This window comes from Sulfurimonas sp. (genome assembly GCF_041583195.1).
Lineage (GTDB): Bacteria > Campylobacterota > Campylobacteria > Campylobacterales > Sulfurimonadaceae > Sulfurimonas.
Genome location: NZ_JBFHGL010000007.1, coordinates 1 through 23,345, shown reverse-complemented (window position 1 = coordinate 23,345; position 23,345 = coordinate 1). Strand labels below are relative to the sequence as shown.

Here is a 23,345-nt window from a genome sequence, read left to right as displayed (position 1 = left end):
ACTTGATTTTAGCCAAATGTTAAAATAACTTAAAGCTATTTTTTGTTGCTAGAATAAATGATCCAGTAACATCCCTACACCTTGTTTTATAACTTCATCTTGTACTTTTTCAAGTATAGGATTACCGTTTGCATCAATTTTACTTTTACTTCTTTTAGCTATGCGGTTTTTTTCAGCTAGGAAGAATTCTTGTTCTTTCTTTAATTTAGCATCTCTAAGTAACTGAGTTGTTACATCTATCATTGCTGAGATAATCTTACTGTTTAATCCTAAAGATTTAAGATATTTGATCTCGTTTAAAGTGTACTCTTTATATGGTGTTTTTACTCTTTTGATTAGTGATATTATGAGCACTTCATCTTCACCTGATTTTATGAGCTTTCTTATATCTCCTACTTTCATACCCTTTGGACCGGTAAGAAGTAGTCTCATCTTTACATCTTCTATGTAATATACTGCATTTGGATTTTTATCTGTATAATCTTTTAAGCCTTGAAGATCTTTTTTTGCAATATACGTATTAACAGCTTTTTCATCTTTTTCTTTTTCTAGTTTAGCTAATTTTGTAGCTTCTTGTTTTTCTTTTACGTAAGGTGCTTCATTATTAAGATAGTTTGCAATATATGTATTGTTAACTTTTAGAGCTATATTAAGAGGTGTTTTATTCCAACGATTTTTTGCATTTATATTAGCACCTTTTTCAACTAAATACTTAACAATGTTAATACCATTTTTATTCCCTGCTGCATTATGAAGAGGTGTACCTCCCCAATCATCTCTTATTTCCATATCTGCACCATTATCAACTAAATATTTAACAATACAAAGAGGAGCATTTTTATTCCATGCTGCTAAGTGGAGAGGTGTCTGATTGAAGTAAGTTTTTGCATTTATATTAGCACCATTCTCAACAAGATACTTGACTATATCTATTTTATTAGAAGACCTACTAGCGAAATGTAGCATACTTATACTATGAATCCCAAAACCTTTATTTACATCTGTACCATTCGCAACCTCTTGTTTAAATGCTTGAAGATCATTGTTTTTTGCAGCATCATGAAAAGTTTTTGCTGCACATCCACTAAATAAAAACAACACAAATAAAACTAATAAGCTATTAAATATACTTTTTAACATATTATCCCTTTTAGAGTTTTCTAACTACAATAGACTGTTTTCTCATTCTGTAAAGTTCTTGAACTTCATTCTCAAACTCATCGTATTCTAAAACCTCAAAACCGTCTGTAAAAAAACTTTTCAACTCTTCTGCTTTTAACAAAAAGTCAGGATTGGAACTTGGTTTTGTATTTGATGGGTGATCCATATATGTTTCTATAATAATGATTCCATTTGAGTTTAGTGCAGCAGATAAGTTTTTTATAGCTTCTCTGTCAAGGTAGTTAGACTTTATAATAAGGTCATATTTTTTCGTAGGTTGAAAGTTTTCTAAGTCTATTTGTTTTGTGTTTATAGATTCTATATTATTCGCATCTAAATTTTCTAGTGCAATTTCAGATATATCTAATGCATCTACATTGAATCCTAGCTTAGCTAAGTAGAGAGCATTCCTGCCATTTCCGCAAGCAAAGTCAAGTGCATCTTTTCCTGAGAAATATTTTGAAAACTCTATCAGCTTTTGGCTTGGTTTTCTTTTCTCAAGAAGTTTTGGAGTATTTAAATATTTTTTATCCCACTTTTCTTTATCTTTTAATGACATATTTACTCTTTTAGGCGTTTGATATTTATTCCAACATTTTGAAGTTTTGTCTCTAAAGATTCGTAGCCACGATCTAGATGATAGATACGGTGAACGTTTGTAATTCCATCAGCTACTAAACCTGCAAGTATTAGTGCGCTTGAAGCTCTAAGATCTGTTGCCATAACATCTGCACCACTTAGCTCACTTTTACCGCTTATAGTAGCTATATGACCATTTAGTGTTATATCAGCACCCATACGCTGAAGTTCACTTACGTGCATAAAGCGGTTTTCAAAAAGTCTCTCTTCAATTATAGATACACCATCAGCCTGAGTAGCCAATGCTAAAAACTGAGCCTGCATATCTGTAGGGAATGCCGGGTACTCTTGAGTTATGATTTTTACTGGTTTAATTTTTTCTGCAGGAAGTATACTAATTGTCGTATCTGTATGTTCTATGCCAAAGCCCATCTCTTCAAACTTTGAAAGTACAGCACCAAGGTGTTTTGGTTCAGCATTTGTAATAGTTAGCTCTTGGTTTAGTATAGCTCCAGCACAAAGGTAAGTTCCTGCTTCAATGCGATCAGGTATTACGCTAAAGTCTATCATGTCTATAAGTTTTCCACCATTTCCGTGAACAGTTATAATCGCAGTACCAATACCATCAATTTTAATTCCGCTTTTGTCTAAAATTTCACAAAGTTGTACAACTTCAGGCTCGCGGGCAGCATTTGTAATAGTTGTCTTGCCATGTGCTAGTGCTGCAGCCATTACAATATTTGCAGTACCGGTTACCGTGATCTTATCAAATATGATCTCACAACCCTTAAGACCTTGAGGTGCTCTGGCTTCAATATATCCGCTTTTAATATCTATAGTAGCACCCATCTGCTCTAAGGCTTTTAGATGCAGATCAACAGGACGTTGACCTATGGCACACCCACCCGGAAGTGAAACTTCACAGTGACCAAACCTAGCTAGTATAGGACCAAGTACAAGTATGGAAGCACGCATAGTTTTTACAATATCGTATGTCGCTTTTGTCTGAGAAAGTTTTGAAGTGTCAATCTCAACACTGTTTGTTTCTTTATTACACTTTGCTCCCAGATTAGATAATAGTGTTAAAAGTGTGTTTATATCTGCAACGTTTGGAAGATTTGATATTTGTATATTATTCTTTGCCAGAATCGACATTGCTATCAGTGGAAGTGCCGCATTTTTAGCACCTGAAATTTTTATTTCGCCACTAATTGACTGTGAGCCTTGTAGTTGTAAATAGTCCATTGTTCTCTTTTATAATATTTGATAAATAATTGGAATTATATCCTAATTATAAGCTTTTAAAAAATCTATAAACTCTTCCTTAGGAATAGGTTTAGAATAGTGATAACCCTGAAGTTCATCACACTCCATCTGAGTTAAAATTTCCGCATGTTCTTTTGTCTCAACACCCTCTGCAACAGTTGTAAAATTTAATGTATGTGCCATATTTATAATAGTGTTTACGATACTCTTATCATCGTTGTCAAAAGTCATATCCAATACAAAGCTTTTGTCTATTTTTAAGGTGTTTATAGGGAACTGTTTTAGATATGAAAGTGATGAGTATCCAGTACCAAAATCATCAATTGCAATAGATACACCTATTGCTTTGAGTTGGTGAAGAACTTCTAATGTTTTAGAAATATCCTGCATAGAGAGGCTCTCTGTTATCTCAAACTCAATTTGAGAGGCATTTACATTATACTTCTCTATACACTCTTTAATTCTTTTAATAAGAGAGTTGTCATTAAACTGTCTTGGTGAAAGGTTTATAGCTACTAAAAATTTATTTGAGTAAATTTTACTAAAGTCGCTTAAATCTCTAATTGCTTTTTCTATAATTATATTTCCAATAGGTATTATAAGCCCGCTCTCTTCTGCTATGTCTATAAACTCATCAGGATATATTATCCCTTTTGTTGGATGGTTCCATCTCACAAGAGCTTCACAGCCTGATATGGTGTTATCTTTTGACCTGATCTTGGCTTGATAAAATATCTCAAAATTATCTTCATTTTGTAGGTGTTTTCTCAGATCTTGTTCTTTTTTGACAAACTTATTTATTTTGGTGTACATATTGTTATCAAATACTTTATAATTGTTTTTATTGTCTTTTTTCGCTTCATACATAGCTGTATCTGCATTTCTGATCAGTGTATCTATATCGTTTGCAGTATCTGGATAAAGAGCTATACCTATACTTGTACTTATGAGAAGATTGTGCCCTATAATATTGTGCTCTCCCTCAAGTGCCAAAAAGATTTTTTTTGCTATATGTTTTACATCATCTTCTGACTTGATATCTGTTAAAAGTATTGTAAATTCGTCTCCTCCAACTCTTGATATAGTATCGTTTTCTCTAAGAACCGAGGAAAGAAGCAAGGCTACATATTTTAATAGTTCATCACCTATTGAGTGTCCAAGAGTATCGTTAACGATTTTAAAGTTGTCTAAATCCAAAAACATGATTGCTATTTTAGTTTTATGCCTTTTTGCATTTATCATGGCTGAATTTACTCTGTCTCTAAACAGTACCCTGTTTGGCAGATTTGTTAGTGAATCATAATATGCAAGCCTCTCAATTACTTTTTCATTTTGAGTGTCTTTTGTAATATCTAGAGTGACTGCAGTTAGTTTAATTTCACCTGATGATTTCTTTCTAACTTTACCTTTTGTCCTAACATATACAACTTTTCCATTTCCAACTTGAAGTTTGTACTTTATGTTAAATACAGAACCTTTTTCGATAGAGTTGTTTATAGTATTAATGACTTTTTCTTTATCTTCCTGTGAAATTAAATCCATAAAATCTTGAAAAGATAAATCTAAATCTTTTTTAATACCTAAAATTCTAAAAACTTCATCGCTGAGAATTAGTTTGTCGTTTGTAACATCATATTCCCAAGAACCAACACTAGCAATACGCTGTGCATCTTTAAGGTGTTGCTGGTGTTGAGAAAGTTCAGATGTGAGTGTTGATGAGTGTTCAATATAAGATATTAGGTTGTCTACCATTATATTTGCTGATTTAATAATTGAATCAACTTCATTTTGTGAGCTGCTTTTTATATCTAGTTTTTTTGGATCATATGGATTGAATTTATTTAATGAGTTTGCAAGTATTGATAGTGGTTTAAGAGATTTAATTAAAAACAGGCTAATTAAAAATATTGTAGCCATAAACATAAAACTACCTATAATAGCATCTTTGTAAAAGTTTCTCATCTGAATATCATAGAACTTACTAGAATATATAAGTGTTATTTTGCCTAAAAAATTTGAGTTTAACGGATCTATTAAGTTTTGTTCTTGAATAAACTTACTTGAATATATATCGTTTGAATAGTATTGTTTATAGATAAGAGGTTTTTTAAGTTTATCGGACTCTATTTTTAAAAGAATAATATGTTGATCTTTCAATAGATCTTTACCGATCTCATCGATGGCATCATTAAAACCATAGCTTAAGTTTAATGATATTTGTGGAGATATACTGTTTAAAACAATATCTACTTTCTGATCTATGATCTCCTCGAAACTTTTAGAGAAGTTGTTTTTTGCAGTGGTAAACCCTACAACTATAAATATAATCGATGATAAAACTAATAATAAAACAGTCCGAAAAACTAATGAACTAAATTTAAAACTATTTATCATTTTTATATACCTTTGAGATACTTAAAAGTATAGGTCGAAAGCTAATACCAGAGTCTTTTACAGCTTTTAAATTTATTATAGGTTTTACTTTTTTATCAAGGCTGATTGATAACATTACGTTGTTGCTTAAGTAGTTTTTATCATATGCAAAAGTTACTGTATGACAAGATTTGTATTTTTGAACTATATTGTCAATATTTTCTTTGGATGAAGGAAATACGTACACTGCATTTGTTTCATTGCTACATTCTTTTAAATTTGCATACTCTATTACGTTTATTTTGATCTCATACCCTGATATACCCTCTGGATATTTTCTATTTATAGCTTGTTTGAAAAACTTCATCTCATTATAGTTTGTTTTTTCGTAGGCTATTGTAATATTGATAACATTGTTTTTTATTTTTTTCTCAATATTATTTTCAAGCAGTAAGATTTTCGGCATTAGAGTAGCATGAATTTCAAGAATAGAATTATTTAGTGTTGAGGAAAATAAAACACTGGCAAATAATAGGATACTAAAAATAAATTTCATTAAAATACCCATGATGTTGTTAGAAGTACAACTCTTCTAGCATCTTTTATAGGATTATATTTATTATGATTAATATCATAATATACTACATTAGAGTTAAAAATGTTTTTACCTACAAGTTGAATGTTAAACTCTTTATAACTGTATGATACTGATTGATCAAATATGACGTTGTTATCCATATTTTTTGTATTTTTATATCTTAGAGTCGAACCAAATATGATGTTTCCTTCAGTGGTATAAATAAGAGATGTAGTAGTTAGAAACTTTGTAATACCATCAACACTTCGTTTATCTTTATCTATTGCATTTGTATAACTTGCTAAATAATCAATTTCTAAATTATATGTAGGGTTGTAAGAGAGATCAAATTCAACTCCGCGCAGATTTAATTCAGAGTGTTGAGAGTATTGGTTCGTTAAACCCTGTTCAATATAATCTTTTAATTTAGAATTGTACATATTTAAAGAGACTCTAGTATATGTGTTTTTTCTATAAACAAAACCAAGTTCAGTGTTATCAGACACTTCAGCATCTAAAGTGCTATTACCGCTTAGACCATATAACTCAGTCCATGAAGGTGCACGAAAAGCATGAGCATGTTTTAATTTAACGCTTATTTGGTCAGAATGTCTGTATACAACACCGAAATTAGCAGATATATTATTTCCAAAATCTGAATAATCATCATAACGAAGACCTAAATCTATATTTATATCTTCTCTTAGAAGATAGTTGTCTTTTACATAAAAAGAGTATAGTTCACGTTTTAAATTTGGAGTTACGATATTTAATTTACCAGGATATCCCCAAAGATCTGTTTTTAAACTATGGTTATATTTAGCTTGAGCACCTACTAAAAGAGTGTTGTTTTTTATGGAAGTGTTACTCAATTCAAATTTAGAACCGTAAAACTCTTCTTTATAACTAGATACTAAGTCTCCACTAAAACCGGCAATTGATGCTATGGCTTGTGAAAAAGTTTCTATTCGCTGATCATACTGGGCATAGTTAATATCAATGTTTATATCATTATTTCTAGATAGTGATGCTGTGTATTCTAAATTAGAAAATAGTGACTGGTTTTCATTTTCGTACTTATTATTAAAAGTATCAATTGTCCCAAATAGTCCATAAGAATTACCTTGAATATTTTTTTTAACTCTTGCATTAAACTTTATATTCTCAGCCTGTATACTTACACCTGCAGAGTAGTCTTTTGCTCGTTGATCGGAACTATCAATCTCTTTATCGTCTTCTTGATAATATGCATCTGCAGATAGTTTAAAACTGGGTTCGGAGATATTAACTATTGCCCCACCTTTTCCGTATTCGTAACTTCCCGTACTTAGAAATACTTTGTTTCCTGTATGTTGACTCGCCTCTGTAATTATATTTATAACACCGCTTATAGCACCTGAACCATGCAGAGTACTACCTGAACCGCGAAGAACTTCTATACGTGAGACAAGTTCTATTGGAAAGTCTAGATAGTAGTAAAATGAAGAACGATAAGCATTGTTGATCTCAACCCCATCAACCATAAACTTAACTTCACCCTTTGAAATAGAACCTCTAAAGATAACAGAACTAACTCCGCTTGCTTCTTTTGAGAGTTCTATCCCTGGAATATATTTAAGAGCTTCGTATATGTTTTTTACACCGAGTTTTTGAAGTTTCTTACTCTCTATTGTAGTTATAAGTGATGTAGTTTTGTCTATATTTAGTTTGTTTTCTGTGGCTATTTGGCTCGCACTATCTAAACTCTGTAAAAAGTCATCTTCAATATCGAAGTTTTCACTTGCAAAAGCAGAGGCAAATATAAATAATAACAAGCTACATTTTTTTACCAAACAGACACTCCTAAAACTATTTATGATAATATTGTACATGAATAAATATTAAATTAGGTATAAAATGAGTTCAGCCTTAGACAGATTAAAAGACTTAACAAATAAAATAAGTTCCTATGAAAAAGTTAGAAAAAATAATTTAGTTAAGTTAAGAAGTTTATTTGAGGATATAGGGTTTTCAAATAAGATAGAAGAATTTGATGATATTTTTGAATTTAAAGCTATAAATTTATCTGGCGCATCTTTGTTGGCAGAGAATTTAGGTGAGATTAAAAAAGGGAAATATCTTCAGGTTCTGGCAATTACGTATGATAAAGAAGCAAGTGTAAAAAGTAAAAATATATCGCTGGGTTATTTTGGTAAAAGTGAAAACGTGGAACCTGAACTAAAAGATAAAATTGTAGAGTTTATCATACGTTACAGATTTGAAAAAAGCTTTATGACGCTAGAACATTACAACGGTATGTTAAATTCATTTGATAAAAAAGATGAAGATGGGTAAATTTTACTTTTTTTTATGGCTAGGGTGGGCTTATAAACTTAGTCTGGATTCTATAGTTATATCAATTCTAATAACTTCTATAATTACATTCTTAACATATGCAAAACTCGGGTTTGTAAGTTTAGATCAAGATGTTTTAAATGCACTTTTTAAAGTGTTCAAGTTTTATTTTTCTTTTGTATTTTCAATAATCTTGTTAGTTGTACTTTTTAGAAGTATAAAATATGTTTTTAACAAATGTATACACGGGTACGAATTAAAACTTCTTAGTTGTGATCAACAAGAGATTATAGAGAATATAGGTTATGGAGATCTATTAAGAGTTTGGAGAAAATGGATAATACTTTTAATATGGCTTGTAGCTATATGTATGATAGTAACAATGTTTAATTTTTTTAATATCTATGCTTTATATATCTCTCTTTTACTTAGCGGATATATCTCTTTTGTTATTATGATTTCAAAGTGTAAAAAAATTAAGGTCATAAGATGCTGATTTTTTTAGACACGGAAACAACAGGAGTTGAAAAATCAGATAAGATTTTGTCTATTGCTCTTATAGCGGTTGATGGTGATGAGGTTATAATAAAGAGTGATTTAGTTAACGAAGGTAAAAAAATATCGCCTAAAGCTTCAAGCATAAACCATATTACAAATGAGATGATTAAAGGTAAACCTGCACTAGAGGAGTGTGAAACGTTTAAGTTTTTAGAACTAAATAATCTGTATGACACGACGATCATCTCACACAATGTAAATTTTGACCTGGGAATGCTTAGTTCTAATAGCAGTTTATCATGGCAGGGAAAAATAATAGATACACTAAGGTGTTCTAAACACCTTATGCCTGAGAGCGAAGAATTTTCTCTGCAGTATTTAAGATATGAACTAAAATTGTATAAACATGAGAGTGAAAAAATAACTCCGCACGAAGCACTGAGTGATTCGAGGGTTACAAAGCTTCTATATGAGTCTCTTTTGGAACTAGCACCAAAAGAACAACTTGAGGAACTCTCTACAAAAAATGTTTTAATGCAGAAATTTGAATTTGGTAAATACTCTGGCAGATATATAGAAGAAATTAGCATAATAGATAGAGGATATTTGGAATGGATGGTGTCTAATATTATGGATTTAGATGAAGATTTACGCTATAGTATCGAATATTATTTATAGGAAATATTATTGAGAGTAGCAGTAGAGTGTAAATCACCTCTTTTACAAAAGTCTTTAGAGATGTTTTTGAAAAAATATTTAAGCTCAACAAAGCAGTGTGATATTTTGGTTCGAGATGAAGAGTGCTTAAATGATCAAAGATGTTTTTATATAGGTACAAAAGCTGGAGCTGATCTTGTAAAACCTTTTTCAAAGTCACAACTAATTTTAGCATTGGAAAATAGGTATAAAATGCTTGATATCCAAGATGATATAAAAACTGATGAGTTTGAAAAAGAGGAATCTATGAACTTTGAGATACTTCAAAAACGTATAGAATTTTTAACAAAAAAATATCAAGAAGACATAATAAATTCAATTAAAGCATTTTATGAAAAGTAATAAATCAAAAAAAATAACAAAAAAAATAATAGCCGGAGAGTTTAAAGGCAAAACTCTGACAATACCTTCAAAAACGACTACAAGAAGTTCAAAAGCGATAGTTTTAGAGTCTTTTTTTAACACTATACAGTTTGATATTATAGATGCAAATTTTGTTGAGGTATTCAGCGGAAGCGGTTCAGTCGGTCTTGAAGCGCTAAGTCGCGGAGCAAAGCAAATCTATTTTATGGAGCGTGATCGTGATGCTCTTAAAATTTTAAAGCAAAATATTTCGTTGACTGATCCGAGCAGGTGTGAAGTGTATGGAGGAGACAGTTTTTTGAATATAAATTCAATTGTTAAAACTTTGCAAAATAAAAAAGAAGATGCCTATTTCTTTATAGACCCACCGTTTAGCATACGTGAAGGTATGGAAGATATATATGATAAAACAATTGACTTAATAGCAAATCTTCCGCAAGAGATCGTAAAATTAATCATAATTGAGCATATGAGCGGACTTGATTTACCAAAAAATATAAACAATTATGAGCTGCAAAAATCTAAAAAGTTTGGAAATACAACACTTAGTTATTATTTATAAACTATAACTTTATTTCTTCCTGTCTCTTTTGCTTTGTAAAGAGCCTCATCGGCTTCTTTTAAAATATCGTCAAATTCATTATGAAGTTCTGGTTTTACACAGGTAATACCAAGGCTGGCTGTAATTTTGACATCACTAGGGTTAAGACGTGCTATTAGCATTCTTAAAATATCTGCTTTTAATTGACCGTCTTCTATTTTACATTTATCAAAAACGATAACAAACTCTTCACCGCCGTATCTTGCTACAACATCTTCTGCTCTTATGTTTTGTTTGAGAAGTGTTGCTAATGACTTTAATACTTCATCGCCTATAAGGTGTCCATACGTATCGTTGATACTTTTGAAAAAATCAATGTCAAGTATCGCTACGCAAAAACTCTCATTGTGCCTTATAGCTTTCGATAAAAACTTTTTACCCTCTTCAACAAGATGATGTCTATTGTATACTTGTGTAAGTTGATCATGTGATGCCCTATGTAGAAGCTGATCCCTTTGATATTTGATTGTCAGGTGTGTTTTAACTCTCGCTTTTACTATAATTGGGCTTATAGGTTTTGTTATATAGTCAACTGCACCGTTTAATAAAGCACGCTCTTCATTTTTGATATCATCGTGTCCTGTAACGAAAATAACGGGTATATCATTAGTTTTGTTGTCTAGCTTTAATTTTTCCATAACTTCGAAGCCATCCATATCAGGCATCTCAATATCAAGTAAAATTAAATCAGGCAAACTATCTGTACTTAAAATTTTTAGAGCATCTGTACCGTTTGAAGCATATACAAGATTGTAAAGACTCTTAAGACTAGAGCCTAAGATTTGTCGGTTTGAGTGCATGTCATCTACTATAAGGACAGTTGCGTTGTCTATCATACAGGGCCTATAAAATTATTTTATTAGATGATATCCAAAAAAAAATTCACTGTAACTTAAAATGCGTTTTTAAATATTAGTTATAGTTTGTGATAAAAATGGAATAATCTTTGCTAGATACTTATCAAGAAGAACAAGGATTGTTTATGAGATTATTTATATTATTTTTACTTTTTATATCAACTTTATATGCTGCGAAAATTAATGATGTAGCAAATATAGTCGGTGTAAGGGAGAATCATCTTATCGGTTACTCACTAGTTGTGGGTCTTCAAAAAACGGGTGACGGTACTACTTCAAAGTTTACACTTCAATCAATAGCAAACATGCTAAAAGCTATGAACATAGATATGAAACCTATAGATATAAAATCTAAAAACGTTGCGGCAGTTGTTGTAACTGCAAATTTAAATCCTTTTGCAAAACAGGGTGATAAGTTTGATATTACAGTATCATCAATAGGTGATGCGAAAAGCTTAGAAGGCGGTACACTTTTAATGACACCTCTAAAAGGGGTAGACGGACGTATCTACGGTTTAGCACAAGGTGCTGTAAGTATCGGTGGTAGAAATACAAGAGGCGGAGGTGGTGAAACACACCCGACATCAGGACTTATATACGGTGGTGGATTTGTTGAACGTGAGATCAACATAGATCTTTATAACCAAAAATATGCAACATTGTCTTTAAAAGAGTCTAACCTTAAAAACTCGGTTAGTGTTCAAAAAGCAATTAACGGTTTTTACAACACTCAAGTAGCAGTAGCTATGGATCCTAGAACTATCAGGCTTAAAAAACCTGAAAATAAATCTATGATCGAGTTCTTGGCTGAGATCCAAGATATAGATATGGACTATAACACTAAAAATAAAATCATAATTAATGAGAGAACTGGAACTGTGATTGCTGGAGTAGGTATAGCTATTAAACCGATCATTATGACTCACGGTGATATAACCATAAAAATAAAAGAGCAGGATACAGTAGATGCTCCTGAGGGTTCTATGAGTGTTGATAGTGATATGTCGATTGGTTTAAATGAAAATGAACTTTATACTAAAAAAGGTACGACTACGGTTGCTAACTTAGTACGTTCATTGCAGAAAATGGGGGCTACCCCTAAAGATATCATCGCTATTTTAGAAGCGATGAAAAGTGCTGGTTCTATATCTGCAGAGTTAAAGATCATATAAGGAGATAAAGATGTACGGAGCTAATACAGTTACATTAAATGCCTCTTTAATGGCACAAAAAGATGTACCTAAGATAGATAAAAATTCTGATGAAGTAAAGATCAGAGAACAAACTGATGCATTTGAATCTATCATCCTTAAGATGCTTATGGATAATGCTATGAAAGATCAAGAAGATCTGTTTAGTTCTCAAAAAGATCCGGGCGATAAAATTTATAAATCTATGTATAGGGAGGAGCTTGCAAAGGCCAGTGCAGGTGGATTTGGTTTTAGTCAAATGTTATTTGACTATTTAAGTGAAAAAAGATAAAAAAAGTACTTGATAATTTTTATAGATTGTCGATATAGTTGCAATAGGTATTATACTCATTGGAGTATCGACAAAAGGATAAATAATGATTTCTCAAGTAAAGGGTGCTGCAGTCGCTGGCACATATATGAACAATGCAAATTCTACAAAGTCTTCAAGTAAGTCGGATTTGCATAAAGCGGAGGCTATATCTTCTCAAGGAGATACTAGCAAGATAGATCAGATAAAGAGTGAAATAGAATCTGGTCAATATAAAATTAATTTAGAAGCTCTTTCACAAAAAATAGCGGACGAGTTAATATAAATTAAGTAGAACTTGATAGGGGTTTAAGATGTTGTCTCATCATTTACAAGGTGCTTTAGCTGATTTAAGAGATATTATAGAAATAACGAAATCGGATATAGAAGATATAAAAGCAGCTAAACATGATCCTCAGTTTGAGAGATTATCGCTAAAAGAGGAAAAAATTAAAAGTTTTGAAGCAAAAAAAGCGATGATTGATCATGAGATTTCATCTTTAATGACAAAAAATCCAGACCTTGAACTGCCTAATTTATTGAATGAAGAACAACATAAAGCTCTAGGTGAACTAAAAGAAGAACTTTCAAACCTTAGAGATATAAACAAAAAATACGCGAAGTTGGTTTTAACCGTAAGTAATTTATATAACACATTTTTAGAAAGATTAGTACCGACTGAGATGGATGGATATGAGTCTAAGGCTTCTAAAGATCCTTCAATCTTGGAAGTAAGGGTTTAGGAGTCTATTATGCCATCAATTTTTAATTCTTTAAATATCGGCTATACAGGTTTAAATGCTGCTCAAGCCGGTGTAAATACTACATCACATAATATATCTAATGCTGAAACAGACGGTTACACTAGACAAAGAGTAATGACAGAGGCTGCAACTCCTGTTTATTCTATAGACGGTCAAGTTGGAAACGGTGTTGATATCCAAACGATAGCAAGGGTTTTTGACAACTTCGTGTATGATAGATATACTGCAATTTCATCTGATAAAGAGTATGCAGATTTTATGGAAAGTACACTTACTGAACTATCAACATATTTTCCTGAAATTGAGGGCGTTGGTATTAAATCTGATTTAGCTAATTATTACAATATGTGGCAGACACTAGCAGATAATCCTGACAATGATGCTATTAAACTTGCACTTGCTCAAGAAACAGAAATACTTACAAAAAATATAAAAGAGACGCAAGCTAGAGTTATATCACTTCAAAATCAGGTAAATGAGCAGCTTTTAGTAAATGTAAATGAGGTAAATTCTCTAGCTGAACAATTAGCCGGAGTAAATAAAGCAATTGACACTGCAGAAGCTGGCGGTGCATATGTTGCAAATGACTTGAGAGATAAAAGAAATTTAATCGAAAAAAGTTTGGCTCGTTTAATCGGCTCAGATGTTAATGTTGGGCAGTTAGAATCAAGTGTACAGATTGATAGCTCATCTAATACGGCAACTGGAAGCTATAGTCTAAGTGTAAACGGTTTTAACATTGTTGATGGTTCAACTTTTCATAAACTTCATATAGAAAATAAAAATAATGCAAACGGTTTTTATGAGATATCGTATGAGAGACAAGATGGTACTTTAATACCTATGGATACCGAAATTCGAGGCGGTAGAATCGGTGCAATTTTGGAACTTCGCGGTAAAAGTGATTTAAGATCAAATTCCGGTACGCCTACAGATGGTGTGTTACAAAAAACTATATCTCAGTTAAATGCTTTCTCTGAACAATTGATCCAAGCTACAAATAATATATATGCTGAAACAGCTACAGATAAAATGACATCTAATAAAATGTTATTAAATCCTACAAACTCATTAGTAAATTCTGATATAGGTATAAAAACAGGTTCATTCAAAATCAATATATATGATATTGATGGAAATATAGTTGCTAGTAGAGAGATAAATATAGATATAGCTACTTCAATGACAGGTGTACCTGGTTCAAACTCTATACAAGGCCAGATAGAGGCTAATATTGATGATAATGCCGATGCTAGTGCTATAAACGATGTAGATGATTATTTACAACCGTTGAACTGGGTTACATTTGCCGATGGTGATAATGCCTTGGAGTTATTTATGAATCCGGCTAAGATTAGCTTGGGATACACATTTAGTATTGAAGATCAGTACAATGAAAGAGATGATTTTAGCAGCGGGACAAATTTTGCCGGAGCTATGGGTATGAACCGTTTTTTTGACGGTAATGATGCAACATCTATATCTTTAAACTCTGACTTTAAAAGTAATCCAACTAATATCTCTGCAGGTAAATCATCAGCCGCGGGTGATGCAAACTTAGCATTAGATATGGTTCAACAACAGTTTGAAGATTATGATTTTGAAGTAGGTAGAGTTAGTTATAATACAACAATGTACGGAATGTTTGATATTACCGCTACAGATGTAGGTAGTGAAACAAATGCAGCTATACTTTATAACGAGACTATAACTGCCAAATTTACTGCTACGGAACTTGAATACCAGTCTGTTTCTAAAGTTAGTATAGATGAAGAGATGACAAACTTAATTAGATATCAGACATCATACGGTGCAGCTGCAAAAATCATCACTACTGTAGATCAGATGATGCAAACATTACTAGGTATCAAGCAGTAAGGTATTTATGCCAAAAATTAGTATTACAATAATAGTTGGCATATTTCTTTTCTCCTTTTTCGGCTCTTATATATATGATATAAGCCCATATACACTTAACTCTGATGATATATTATTGGAGCCTTCCTTATTACACCTGATGGGAACAGATAGACTAGGGCGAGATATATTAGCTCGTGTAATTGAGGGTGGAAAAATATCACTGGTTATAGGTGTTGGGAGTGCGTTTATAGCATCATTAATTGGTTTGTTCTTAGGCTCTCTTGCAGGATATATTAGAGGTGGTGTCGATAAAGCTTTTGTAATTACGGTTGATTTGTTTTTAACATTTCCTACTTTCTTTTTACTTTTGGCACTGGTTAGTTATGTAAATGCTTCTGCATGGGTATTGATTATTATCATATCTGTTACTGGATGGATGACTACAGCTAGACTTATACGATCAGAGAGTTTTAAAATAACCACGCAGCCATATATAAAGATCCTAAATATTGCCAATGTTTCAAAGTTAAAAATTTTATTTAAATATTATGCTCCAATCCTAGCCCCAATATATTTTGTAAGTTTTACTTTTGGTGTAGGTGGGGCAATACTTGCAGAATCAGGACTTAGCTTTTTGGGTCTAGGAATAGTCGCTCCTCAAATGAGCTGGGGGACAATTTTAAGCGGTGGAAAAGATGTTATAGAGATAGCTTGGTGGGTTAGTTTCTTCCCTGGACTTATGATATTTTTGGTAACATTTGCACTAATCAATATATCTAATTATTTACAGCAGTTAACAAACCAAAAACAGATTCAAAACTAGGATGGTAATTATGGAAAATCATAAAATAGGTTATTCTTTTTTAGTCATGGCAAGTGTTGTTATAGTCTTAGCCGGTATAAAAAGCGCCTCTGAAATTGTAGTCCCTTTTTTACTATCTTTGTTTTTGGCTATTATCTTATCTCCTATGTATAACTTTTTTAGAAAAAAAGGCTTGGCAGATTCGTTATCTTTAACTTTAGTAATAGGCGTGTTTTCTTTATTCTTAGTACTTGTGGCTAATATGCTTGGTTCATCAACTCAAGATTTTAGCTCAAACATAGATTTTTATCAAACACAGCTATTGGGTTATTTTAAAGAGATAGACACTTTTGCATCATCTTATGGAGTAGAACTTCCAATAAGTGAGCTCTCAAATACAATAAATTCAAAACAGATTATGCTTTTTACTACAGATATACTCCAAAGTATGGGGTCTATGTTTGCTAATGGCTTTGTAGTTTTATTTACACTTATATTTATGCTTTTGGAATCTAGTCATTTTATGGAAAAAATCAGTTATGCAAAGGGAATAGATAAAAGCGTAAAGTATATTGAAGAGATATCTACAAAAATTAAGAAATATATGGTGTTAAAAGCTCTTATGTCACTTTTAACAGGTTTTATTATATGGTTGGCTCTGTTGTTAATAGGGACAGACTATGCATTTCTTTGGGCTTTTTTAGCATTTTTATTAAACTTTATACCAAATATAGGTTCAATAATAGCAGCAGTTCCTGCAGTATTGTTGACATTGGTACAACTTGGTGGAATAAGTGCGTCTTTAGTTGCTGTTGTTTATTTAATTGTAAACGTAGTAATAGGTTCTATTCTTGAACCAAAAGTGATGGGAAAAGGACTAGGGCTCTCTACTCTCATAGTATTTTTATCTCTTTTATTTTGGGGTTGGCTACTTGGAACAGTTGGAATGCTTCTTTCTATTCCTTTAACAATAATGGCAAAAATAGCGTTAGATACAAATGAAAATACAAAATGGATAGCTATATTATTGGGCAGTGGAGAACATCTCTCAAAAGCTGATAATAAGTAAAATAAAAGTGAAAATGGGTATACTTACATTATGATTTTAATGATTGATAATTATGACAGTTTTACATATAATATAGTTCAGTACTGCAAGGAACTTGGTGCAGATCTAAAAGTAATCAGAAACGATGAGATGAGTGTAGAAGAGATTGAAGCACTTAAACCTGAGAAAATTATAATTTCACCTGGTCCCGCTTCACCGGATGAAGCAGGTGTGACTTTGGAAGTTATAGAGCATTTTAAAGATAAGTTGCCGATTTTAGGAATCTGTTTAGGACATCAAAGTATTGCGCAAGTTTTTGGTGCAGATATTGTAAGAGCCAAGAATATGATGCACGGAAAAACATCTATAGTGAAACAATCAGATAATTGTGCAATATTTAAGGACTTGCCTGAAGAGTTTATAGCTACAAGATATCACTCTCTTATAGTTGATAAAAATACTATTACTGACTCTATCGTTCCAACCGCGTACTCAACAGACGATGATGAGATAATGGCACTTAAAATTAAAGATAAAGAGATATATGGTGTACAATTCCATCCAGAATCTATAATGAGCCAGTTTGGACATGAAATGATAGGAAACTTTCTAAAATTATGAAATATAAATTCATCTTCCTGTTATTATTAGGATTAGATGCATTAAACCTCATTCTTCAAACCTCACAAATATCTATTTCATATAGAGAATCTCTTATGCTATATGGAGACTTCTCTTTACTTCAGCTTATTACAAAAATAAGTATATCTGTTTTGGGACAGAATGATTTTGCCTTGAGATTACCTGTTATATTAGCTCATTTAATGAGTGTTGTTCTTATATATGATATATCAAAACACTATATAAAAGACGATGCTAATAGATTATGGCTTGTATCTATATTTATCTTATTGCCGGGGGTGTTAAGTTCTGCCGTTGTAGTTGATAAAGCAGGATTTATAATTTTTGGACTTCTTTTATTTATATGGTTATATTTTAAGAATTATAAAAAGATATACATCCCTTTACTAATAGTTTATGCACTTAGTGAGGAGAGTTTTATATACCTGTTTTTAGCACTTTTAATTTCCGGTATATTTAGAAAAAATCAAGAGTTATTCATTACTGGAATTATTACATTATTAATCTCTTTATATCTATATGGCGTAGATGCACACGGATCTCCACAAGGTCACTTTCTAGACGCATTAGCGTTGTATGCCGCTATCTTTTCACCTATAGTTTTTTTATATATAATATTTGTACTGTATAGAAAATATTTGACAGATAAAGAAGATATTGTATGGTTCATATCTGCAACAGGTTTTTTAGTATCTATCATTCTTTCTTTTAGACAAGATATAAAGATAGAACATTTTGCACCTTATCTTATAATAGCATTACCACTAGCTGGAAAAAAGTTTATCAATTCATATAGAGTTAGACTAAAAGAGTTTAGAAAAACATATAGGATTATGTTTCAGATCTCATTAGTTCTGTTGCTTATAAATGCAACTGTTGTTATTTTTAATAAAGAATTGTATAGATTTATAGATAATCCTACAAAGCATTTTGTTTATAAATTTCATATAGCTAAAGAGTTGGCTAAAGAATTAAATAGAATCGGTGTTAACTGTATAGATACAAATTATAAACTCCAGAAAAGATTGCATTTTTACGGTGTTACTAAATGCGACAAACATAAACTTATATACTTTCCTCAAGAAAATGAAAATATAGACAGTGTAACAATAAGTTACAAAAATAAAGCTGTATATGCTGGATATGTTACAAATATAAACAAATAACCAAATATTGCTCTCTTGACATTAATAAAACGTATCATTTTAATAAGAGTATGTTAGAATTCATACAAATTAAATACAGGGAGTTGCAATGGCTCAAAAAGCGATACGCGAATATGACGGTAAAGCACTTTTCTCTAAACAATGGGGAAATTATTTTAGTGGATTTCATTATGGATTCAAATCTGTTCTAGTTACAAGTGGAGCAGAACTTTTAGCAAAGGCTGAAGAGCACGGTTTTGAGTGGTTAAAACAAGAGCCACTAGTTGCAAAGCCAGATATGCTTTTTGGTAAACGCGGTAAAAACGATTTAGTACTGTTTAAAGATCAAAAGCCAGGTGATGTATCTTTAGAAGTTGCTGCAAAATGGATAGATGAGAAAATGGCTCATACTACAACTTTATTAAGCGGTCAACATGGTATGCTAACTCACTTTATAGTTGAGCCGTTTACTCCACACTCACAAGAACAAGAGTACTATATTTCTGCTACATGTGTAGGTGAAGACGATGTTCTTTACATGTCAGCTGAAGGTGGTATGGAAGTTGAAGAAGGTTGGGACGAAAAAGTTAATGAAGTAGTAATCCCAATAGATATGAGTGATGCTGATATGGAACATGCTATTAAAGCTAACGTACCTTCAGATATCCCTGCAAGCAACAAAGAAAACTTCATATCTTTTGCAATTGCATTCTTTAAATTCTATAGAGATATGAACTTCGCATACTTAGAGATCAATCCAATCGTTATGTTAGAAAATAACGATATGGCAATTCTTGACTTAGTTGCAAGACTTGATGATACAGCAGGTTTTCTGATGGCTGATACATGGGGTGATATTGAATATCCAACTGCATTCGGTATGGAAGATCAATCTCCTGAAGAGAAAGCTATCGCAGTAGCTGATAGTAAATCTGGTGCATCGTTAAAACTTACAGTACTTAACCCAATGGGTAGAGTATGGACTATGGTTGCTGGTGGTGGTGCTTCAGTTGTATACGCTGATACGATTGCTGACTTTGCAGAGGCAAACGGTGGTAGTGTAAGTGATTTAGCTAACTACGGTGAGTATTCAGGTGGTCCAACTACTGGTGAAACTAAATTCTATGCTGACACTGTAATTGATCTAATGACTCGTCATAAAGATCCAAAAGGGTTAGATAAAATCTTAATCATTGGTGGAGCTATTGCAAACTTTACAGATGTTGCAAAAACATTCACAGGTATTATTCAGTCATTTGAAGCAAACGTAGATAAAATGAAAGAGCATAATACTAAGATTTATGTTCGTCGTGGTGGACCAAACTATGAAAAAGGTCTAAAAGATATTAAAGAAGCTGCTGATAGACTTGGTCTTTACATTGAAGTTTATGGACCGGAAACTCACGTAACTGATATCGTTCGTATGGCACTAGAGAAGTAAGGAGTTAAAATGAAACAATTATTTACTAAAGATACACAAGCAATTTTCTGGAATAACAATAAAACTGCTATTCAGAGAATGTTAGACTATGACTACACTATTAAAAGAGAAACTCCATCTGTAGCAGCTATCGTTGCTCCAACTGCTGGTGCTAAATTTGAGAAGTTCTTTTATGGTCCAGATGAGATCATGATTCCTCTTTACAAATGTACTGCTGATGCAAAAAAAGATCACGCTAATGCTGATGTACTTTTAAACTTTGCATCATTCCGTACAGCTTATGATGTAACTATGGAAGCTGTTGAACTTGGTGGATTCTCTTCAATCATGGTTACAGCTGAAGGTATCCCTGAAAGATTAGCACGTAAAATGAACAATACTGCTCGTAAAGCCGGTGTTACAGTAATTGGGCCTGCTACTGTTGGTGCAATCAGCCCGGGTGCATTCAAAATTGCTAACGTTGGTGGTACAATTGAGAATATCGTTAACTCTAAACTACACAGATGTGGTTCATGTGGACTTGTAACTCGTTCAGGTGGTTTATTTAATGAACTTTCTAATATTATCGCTATCAACGCTGATGGTATCGCTGAAGGTGTTGCTATCGGTGGTGATAGATTCGTTGGTTCAGTTTTCATTGACAACATGTTAAGAATGGAAAAAAATCCAGATGTTAAATATATGGTTCTTTTAGGTGAAGTTGGTGGTACTGAAGAGTACAAAATCATTGAAGCTATAAAAGCTGGTCAAATCACTAAGCCTGTTATCGCATGGTGTATCGGTACAATTGCTAAGCACTTCTCAACTGGTGTTCAGTTCGGTCACGCTGGTGCTAGTGCAAATGCTGATGCTGAAACTGCAGCTGCTAAAAACAAAGCTATGGCAGAAGCTGGTATCTATGTACCTGCATCATTCAATGATTTACCTGCAAAAATCAATGAAGTATATGAGAAGTTAAAAGCTGAAGGTACAATCACTGAGATCGCTGAGCCAGAGATGAATGTATGTCCTAAAGTAAGACGTAGTAAACAATTCATTTGTACTATCTCTGATGATAGAGGTGATGAAGCTACATACGCTGGTTTCCCAATCTCTTCAGTTGCTACTCCAGATACTGGTAAAGGTATTGGTGATGTTGTATCATTATTATGGTTCAAAAAACAATATCCAAAATGGGCTACAGATTTTATCGAGACTGTTATGAAAACTGTTGCTGATCACGGTCCGGCAGTATCTGGTGCTCACAATGCAAAAGTAACTGCACGTGCTGGAAAATCTGTTGTTGAATCACTTGTAACTGGTCTTTTAACAATCGGTCCAAGATTCGGTGGAGCTATTGATGGTGCAGCTGAATACTTCAAGTATGCAGATGATAATGGTTTAACTCCTGCAGAGTTCTTAAACCATATGAAAAAAGAGGGTGTTCCAATTCCAGGTATTGGTCACCGTATTAAATCATTAAAGAATCCAGACCTACGTGTTAAAGGTTTAATGGATTATGCAGCGGCAAATTTCCCTGCAACTCCTCTTTTAGATTATGCTAGAACTGTTGAGCAGTTAACTACATCTAAAAAAGAGAATCTAATCCTTAACGTTGATGGTACTATCGGTATCTTAATGGTTGATATGTGGAGAGCTTTAGGTTATACCGAAGATGAGATTAATGAATTTATCTCTTCAGGTACATTAAATGCATTCTTCATCGTTGGTCGTTCAATCGGTTTCATCGGTCACATCTTAGATGAAAAACGTCTTGCAATGCCAATGTATCGCCACCCAATGGACGATATCCTATACGACGTTCAAAAAGCAGAAGAGATATAATCTCTTCGCTTTATCAAACTTTCACTTTCCTTCACTAAACATTTAATTTTCTTTCATATTATATTTTTTTTCGATATACTAGAGCTATGAAAAAAGCCTTTACATTATTAGAACTAGTGTTTGTAGTTGTTGCGATAGGGATTTTAGCTGCAGCAATTATTCCAAGAATTAATACCAATAGACTTCCTGAAGCTGCTCACCAATTGGTATCTCATGTAAGATATGTACAACACCTTGCTATGAGTGATGACAAGTATGATTCTTTAGATTCTAATTGGTATAAAAATAAATGGCAGATAATGTTTGAAAGATCCAGTGAAACTGGTGGTGGGTATAGTTATACGATTTTTTCAGATTTTACTGGAACATCAACAGGAAATGCAGATGCTGCTGAAATTGCTGTAAATCCATTAGATAGAAATAAGAGATTAACTGGTGGAACTACTGGTATAGAGTTTAATAAACCAGAAGCTACAACAAGTATGAATTTAGGCAGAGCCTATGGAGTAGATGACCTTAATGATCTAAAATTTACAGGTGGAACGTCTTCTAATGCAAAAAGAGTGTTGTTTGATCATATGGGCAGACCATATAGAATATCAAGCAGTATGTCTTCACCTATAGATGGTATTGCAACAAGTCCTATTTTTATAAAGTTATGTACAGATACATGTAGTGGTGCGGATAATCTTCCTACAAATGATAATGAAGTTGTTGTTAGAATAAATAATGAAACAGGTTATTCTTGTGTCCTTGACACTGCTGGAAACTGTTTAGATATATAGTCTGAATATCTATATATCTATTATAAAAAAACACAGTAAAAACATAACATTAAAAAAACTTCTAGATTTCTTGAAAACACTAAGCTTATATTAAGTAAATTCCTCCTATAATTCTGCTCCACAAACGGAAGAGACATTTGAAAGAGTGTTTCAAGAGACGCTTCGAGTTGAAGGGTCATTTAGAAGTTTGAGATCATTGAAAACTAAG

At 32.4% G+C, this 23,345-nt stretch carries 24 protein-coding genes; 17 read left to right on the top strand and 7 right to left on the bottom strand.

Annotation, left to right across the window (positions count from 1 at the left end; translation table 11 throughout):
* Window positions 1-48: 48 nt before the first annotated feature.
* From ABZA65_RS07605 to ABZA65_RS07580, 6 genes are read right to left on the bottom strand one after another with little or no spacing between them, the layout of a single operon-like run.
* Window positions 49-1,140: an ankyrin repeat domain-containing protein gene (locus ABZA65_RS07605; RefSeq protein WP_373072299.1), complete on the bottom strand. Its 1,092-nt coding sequence runs from the start codon at window positions 1,138-1,140 to the stop codon at window positions 49-51.
* Window positions 1,141-1,150: 10 nt separating this feature from the next.
* Window positions 1,151-1,720, bottom strand: a complete 570-nt coding sequence (locus ABZA65_RS07600; protein WP_373072297.1) for a methyltransferase domain-containing protein — start codon at window positions 1,718-1,720, stop codon at window positions 1,151-1,153.
* Window positions 1,721-1,722: 2 nt separating this feature from the next.
* On the bottom strand, window positions 1,723-2,985 hold the full coding sequence (gene murA, locus ABZA65_RS07595; RefSeq protein ID WP_373072295.1) for a UDP-N-acetylglucosamine 1-carboxyvinyltransferase: 1,263 nt from the start codon (window positions 2,983-2,985) through the stop codon (window positions 1,723-1,725).
* A gap of 42 nt (window positions 2,986-3,027) precedes the next feature.
* Window positions 3,028-5,400: an EAL domain-containing protein gene (locus ABZA65_RS07590; protein WP_373072293.1), complete on the bottom strand. Its 2,373-nt coding sequence runs from the start codon at window positions 5,398-5,400 to the stop codon at window positions 3,028-3,030.
* On the bottom strand, window positions 5,390-5,935 hold the full coding sequence (locus tag ABZA65_RS07585) for a YfiR/HmsC family protein (RefSeq protein WP_373072291.1): 546 nt from the start codon (window positions 5,933-5,935) through the stop codon (window positions 5,390-5,392). The genes ABZA65_RS07590 and ABZA65_RS07585 overlap by 11 nt, the downstream gene beginning before the upstream one ends.
* Window positions 5,935-7,788, bottom strand: a complete 1,854-nt coding sequence (locus ABZA65_RS07580; RefSeq protein WP_373072289.1) for a TonB-dependent receptor plug domain-containing protein — start codon at window positions 7,786-7,788, stop codon at window positions 5,935-5,937. Before ABZA65_RS07580 ends, ABZA65_RS07585 begins: the two co-directional genes overlap by 1 nt.
* 64 nt (window positions 7,789-7,852) lie before the next feature.
* Here ABZA65_RS07580 and ABZA65_RS07575 point away from each other — a divergent pair, with 64 nt between their 5' ends.
* From ABZA65_RS07575 to rsmD, 5 genes are read left to right on the top strand one after another with little or no spacing between them, the layout of a single operon-like run.
* A complete protein-coding gene (locus ABZA65_RS07575) occupies window positions 7,853-8,290 on the top strand; it encodes a hypothetical protein (RefSeq protein ID WP_373072287.1) in 438 nt (145 codons plus the stop codon).
* Window positions 8,283-8,786 (top strand): hypothetical protein, encoded by a 504-nt coding sequence (locus ABZA65_RS07570; RefSeq protein WP_373072285.1) that lies wholly within the window; start codon window positions 8,283-8,285, stop codon window positions 8,784-8,786. Before ABZA65_RS07575 ends, ABZA65_RS07570 begins: the two co-directional genes overlap by 8 nt.
* Window positions 8,780-9,466 carry an exonuclease domain-containing protein gene (locus ABZA65_RS07565; protein WP_373072283.1) on the top strand — a complete coding sequence of 229 codons (687 nt, stop codon included), beginning with the start codon at window positions 8,780-8,782 and terminating at the stop codon, window positions 9,464-9,466. The genes ABZA65_RS07570 and ABZA65_RS07565 overlap by 7 nt, the downstream gene beginning before the upstream one ends.
* Window positions 9,467-9,475: 9 nt before the next feature.
* Window positions 9,476-9,847, top strand: a complete 372-nt coding sequence (locus ABZA65_RS07560; protein WP_373072281.1) for a hypothetical protein — start codon at window positions 9,476-9,478, stop codon at window positions 9,845-9,847.
* Complete coding sequence (gene rsmD, locus ABZA65_RS07555) at window positions 9,837-10,430, top strand: 16S rRNA (guanine(966)-N(2))-methyltransferase RsmD (RefSeq protein ID WP_373072279.1); 594 nt, start codon at window positions 9,837-9,839, stop codon at window positions 10,428-10,430. Before ABZA65_RS07560 ends, rsmD begins: the two co-directional genes overlap by 11 nt.
* Here the strand turns inward: rsmD and ABZA65_RS07550 are convergent.
* Window positions 10,421-11,305 (bottom strand): diguanylate cyclase, encoded by an 885-nt coding sequence (locus ABZA65_RS07550; RefSeq protein ID WP_373072277.1) that lies wholly within the window; start codon window positions 11,303-11,305, stop codon window positions 10,421-10,423. The genes rsmD and ABZA65_RS07550 overlap by 10 nt on opposite strands.
* Window positions 11,306-11,451: 146 nt before the next feature.
* Here ABZA65_RS07550 and ABZA65_RS07545 point away from each other — a divergent pair, with 146 nt between their 5' ends.
* The 12 genes from ABZA65_RS07545 to ABZA65_RS07490 all read left to right on the top strand — a co-directional run bounded on the left by ABZA65_RS07545 (window position 11,452) and on the right by ABZA65_RS07490 (window position 23,137).
* Window positions 11,452-12,498 carry a flagellar basal body P-ring protein FlgI gene (locus ABZA65_RS07545; RefSeq protein ID WP_373072275.1) on the top strand — a complete coding sequence of 349 codons (1,047 nt, stop codon included), beginning with the start codon at window positions 11,452-11,454 and terminating at the stop codon, window positions 12,496-12,498.
* A gap of 10 nt (window positions 12,499-12,508) precedes the next feature.
* Entirely contained in the window at window positions 12,509-12,808 is a 300-nt protein-coding gene (locus tag ABZA65_RS07540; RefSeq protein WP_373072273.1) for a rod-binding protein, read from the top strand.
* Between the two features lie 85 nt (window positions 12,809-12,893).
* Complete coding sequence (locus tag ABZA65_RS07535) at window positions 12,894-13,112, top strand: flagellar biosynthesis anti-sigma factor FlgM (protein WP_373072271.1); 219 nt, start codon at window positions 12,894-12,896, stop codon at window positions 13,110-13,112.
* A gap of 28 nt (window positions 13,113-13,140) precedes the next feature.
* Window positions 13,141-13,569, top strand: a complete 429-nt coding sequence (locus ABZA65_RS07530; RefSeq protein WP_373072269.1) for a hypothetical protein — start codon at window positions 13,141-13,143, stop codon at window positions 13,567-13,569.
* A gap of 9 nt (window positions 13,570-13,578) precedes the next feature.
* Window positions 13,579-15,468 carry a flagellar hook-associated protein FlgK gene (gene flgK, locus ABZA65_RS07525; protein WP_373072267.1) on the top strand — a complete coding sequence of 630 codons (1,890 nt, stop codon included), beginning with the start codon at window positions 13,579-13,581 and terminating at the stop codon, window positions 15,466-15,468.
* A 7-nt stretch (window positions 15,469-15,475) separates the two neighbouring features.
* Window positions 15,476-16,273 (top strand): ABC transporter permease, encoded by a 798-nt coding sequence (locus ABZA65_RS07520; protein WP_373072265.1) that lies wholly within the window; start codon window positions 15,476-15,478, stop codon window positions 16,271-16,273.
* Between the two features lie 10 nt (window positions 16,274-16,283).
* On the top strand, window positions 16,284-17,321 hold the full coding sequence (locus tag ABZA65_RS07515; protein WP_373072263.1) for an AI-2E family transporter: 1,038 nt from the start codon (window positions 16,284-16,286) through the stop codon (window positions 17,319-17,321).
* A 30-nt stretch (window positions 17,322-17,351) separates the two neighbouring features.
* Window positions 17,352-17,921 (top strand): aminodeoxychorismate/anthranilate synthase component II, encoded by a 570-nt coding sequence (locus ABZA65_RS07510; protein WP_373072261.1) that lies wholly within the window; start codon window positions 17,352-17,354, stop codon window positions 17,919-17,921.
* Window positions 17,918-19,108 carry a hypothetical protein gene (locus ABZA65_RS07505; RefSeq protein ID WP_373072259.1) on the top strand — a complete coding sequence of 397 codons (1,191 nt, stop codon included), beginning with the start codon at window positions 17,918-17,920 and terminating at the stop codon, window positions 19,106-19,108. The genes ABZA65_RS07510 and ABZA65_RS07505 overlap by 4 nt, the downstream gene beginning before the upstream one ends.
* A gap of 88 nt (window positions 19,109-19,196) precedes the next feature.
* On the top strand, window positions 19,197-20,528 hold the full coding sequence (locus tag ABZA65_RS07500) for an ATP citrate lyase citrate-binding domain-containing protein (protein WP_373072257.1): 1,332 nt from the start codon (window positions 19,197-19,199) through the stop codon (window positions 20,526-20,528).
* 9 nt (window positions 20,529-20,537) lie between these two features.
* On the top strand, window positions 20,538-22,352 hold the full coding sequence (locus ABZA65_RS07495) for a citrate/2-methylcitrate synthase (protein ID WP_373072255.1): 1,815 nt from the start codon (window positions 20,538-20,540) through the stop codon (window positions 22,350-22,352).
* 86 nt (window positions 22,353-22,438) lie between these two features.
* Complete coding sequence (locus ABZA65_RS07490; protein WP_373072253.1) at window positions 22,439-23,137, top strand: prepilin-type N-terminal cleavage/methylation domain-containing protein; 699 nt, start codon at window positions 22,439-22,441, stop codon at window positions 23,135-23,137.
* The last annotated feature ends 208 nt before the right edge of the window (window positions 23,138-23,345 follow it).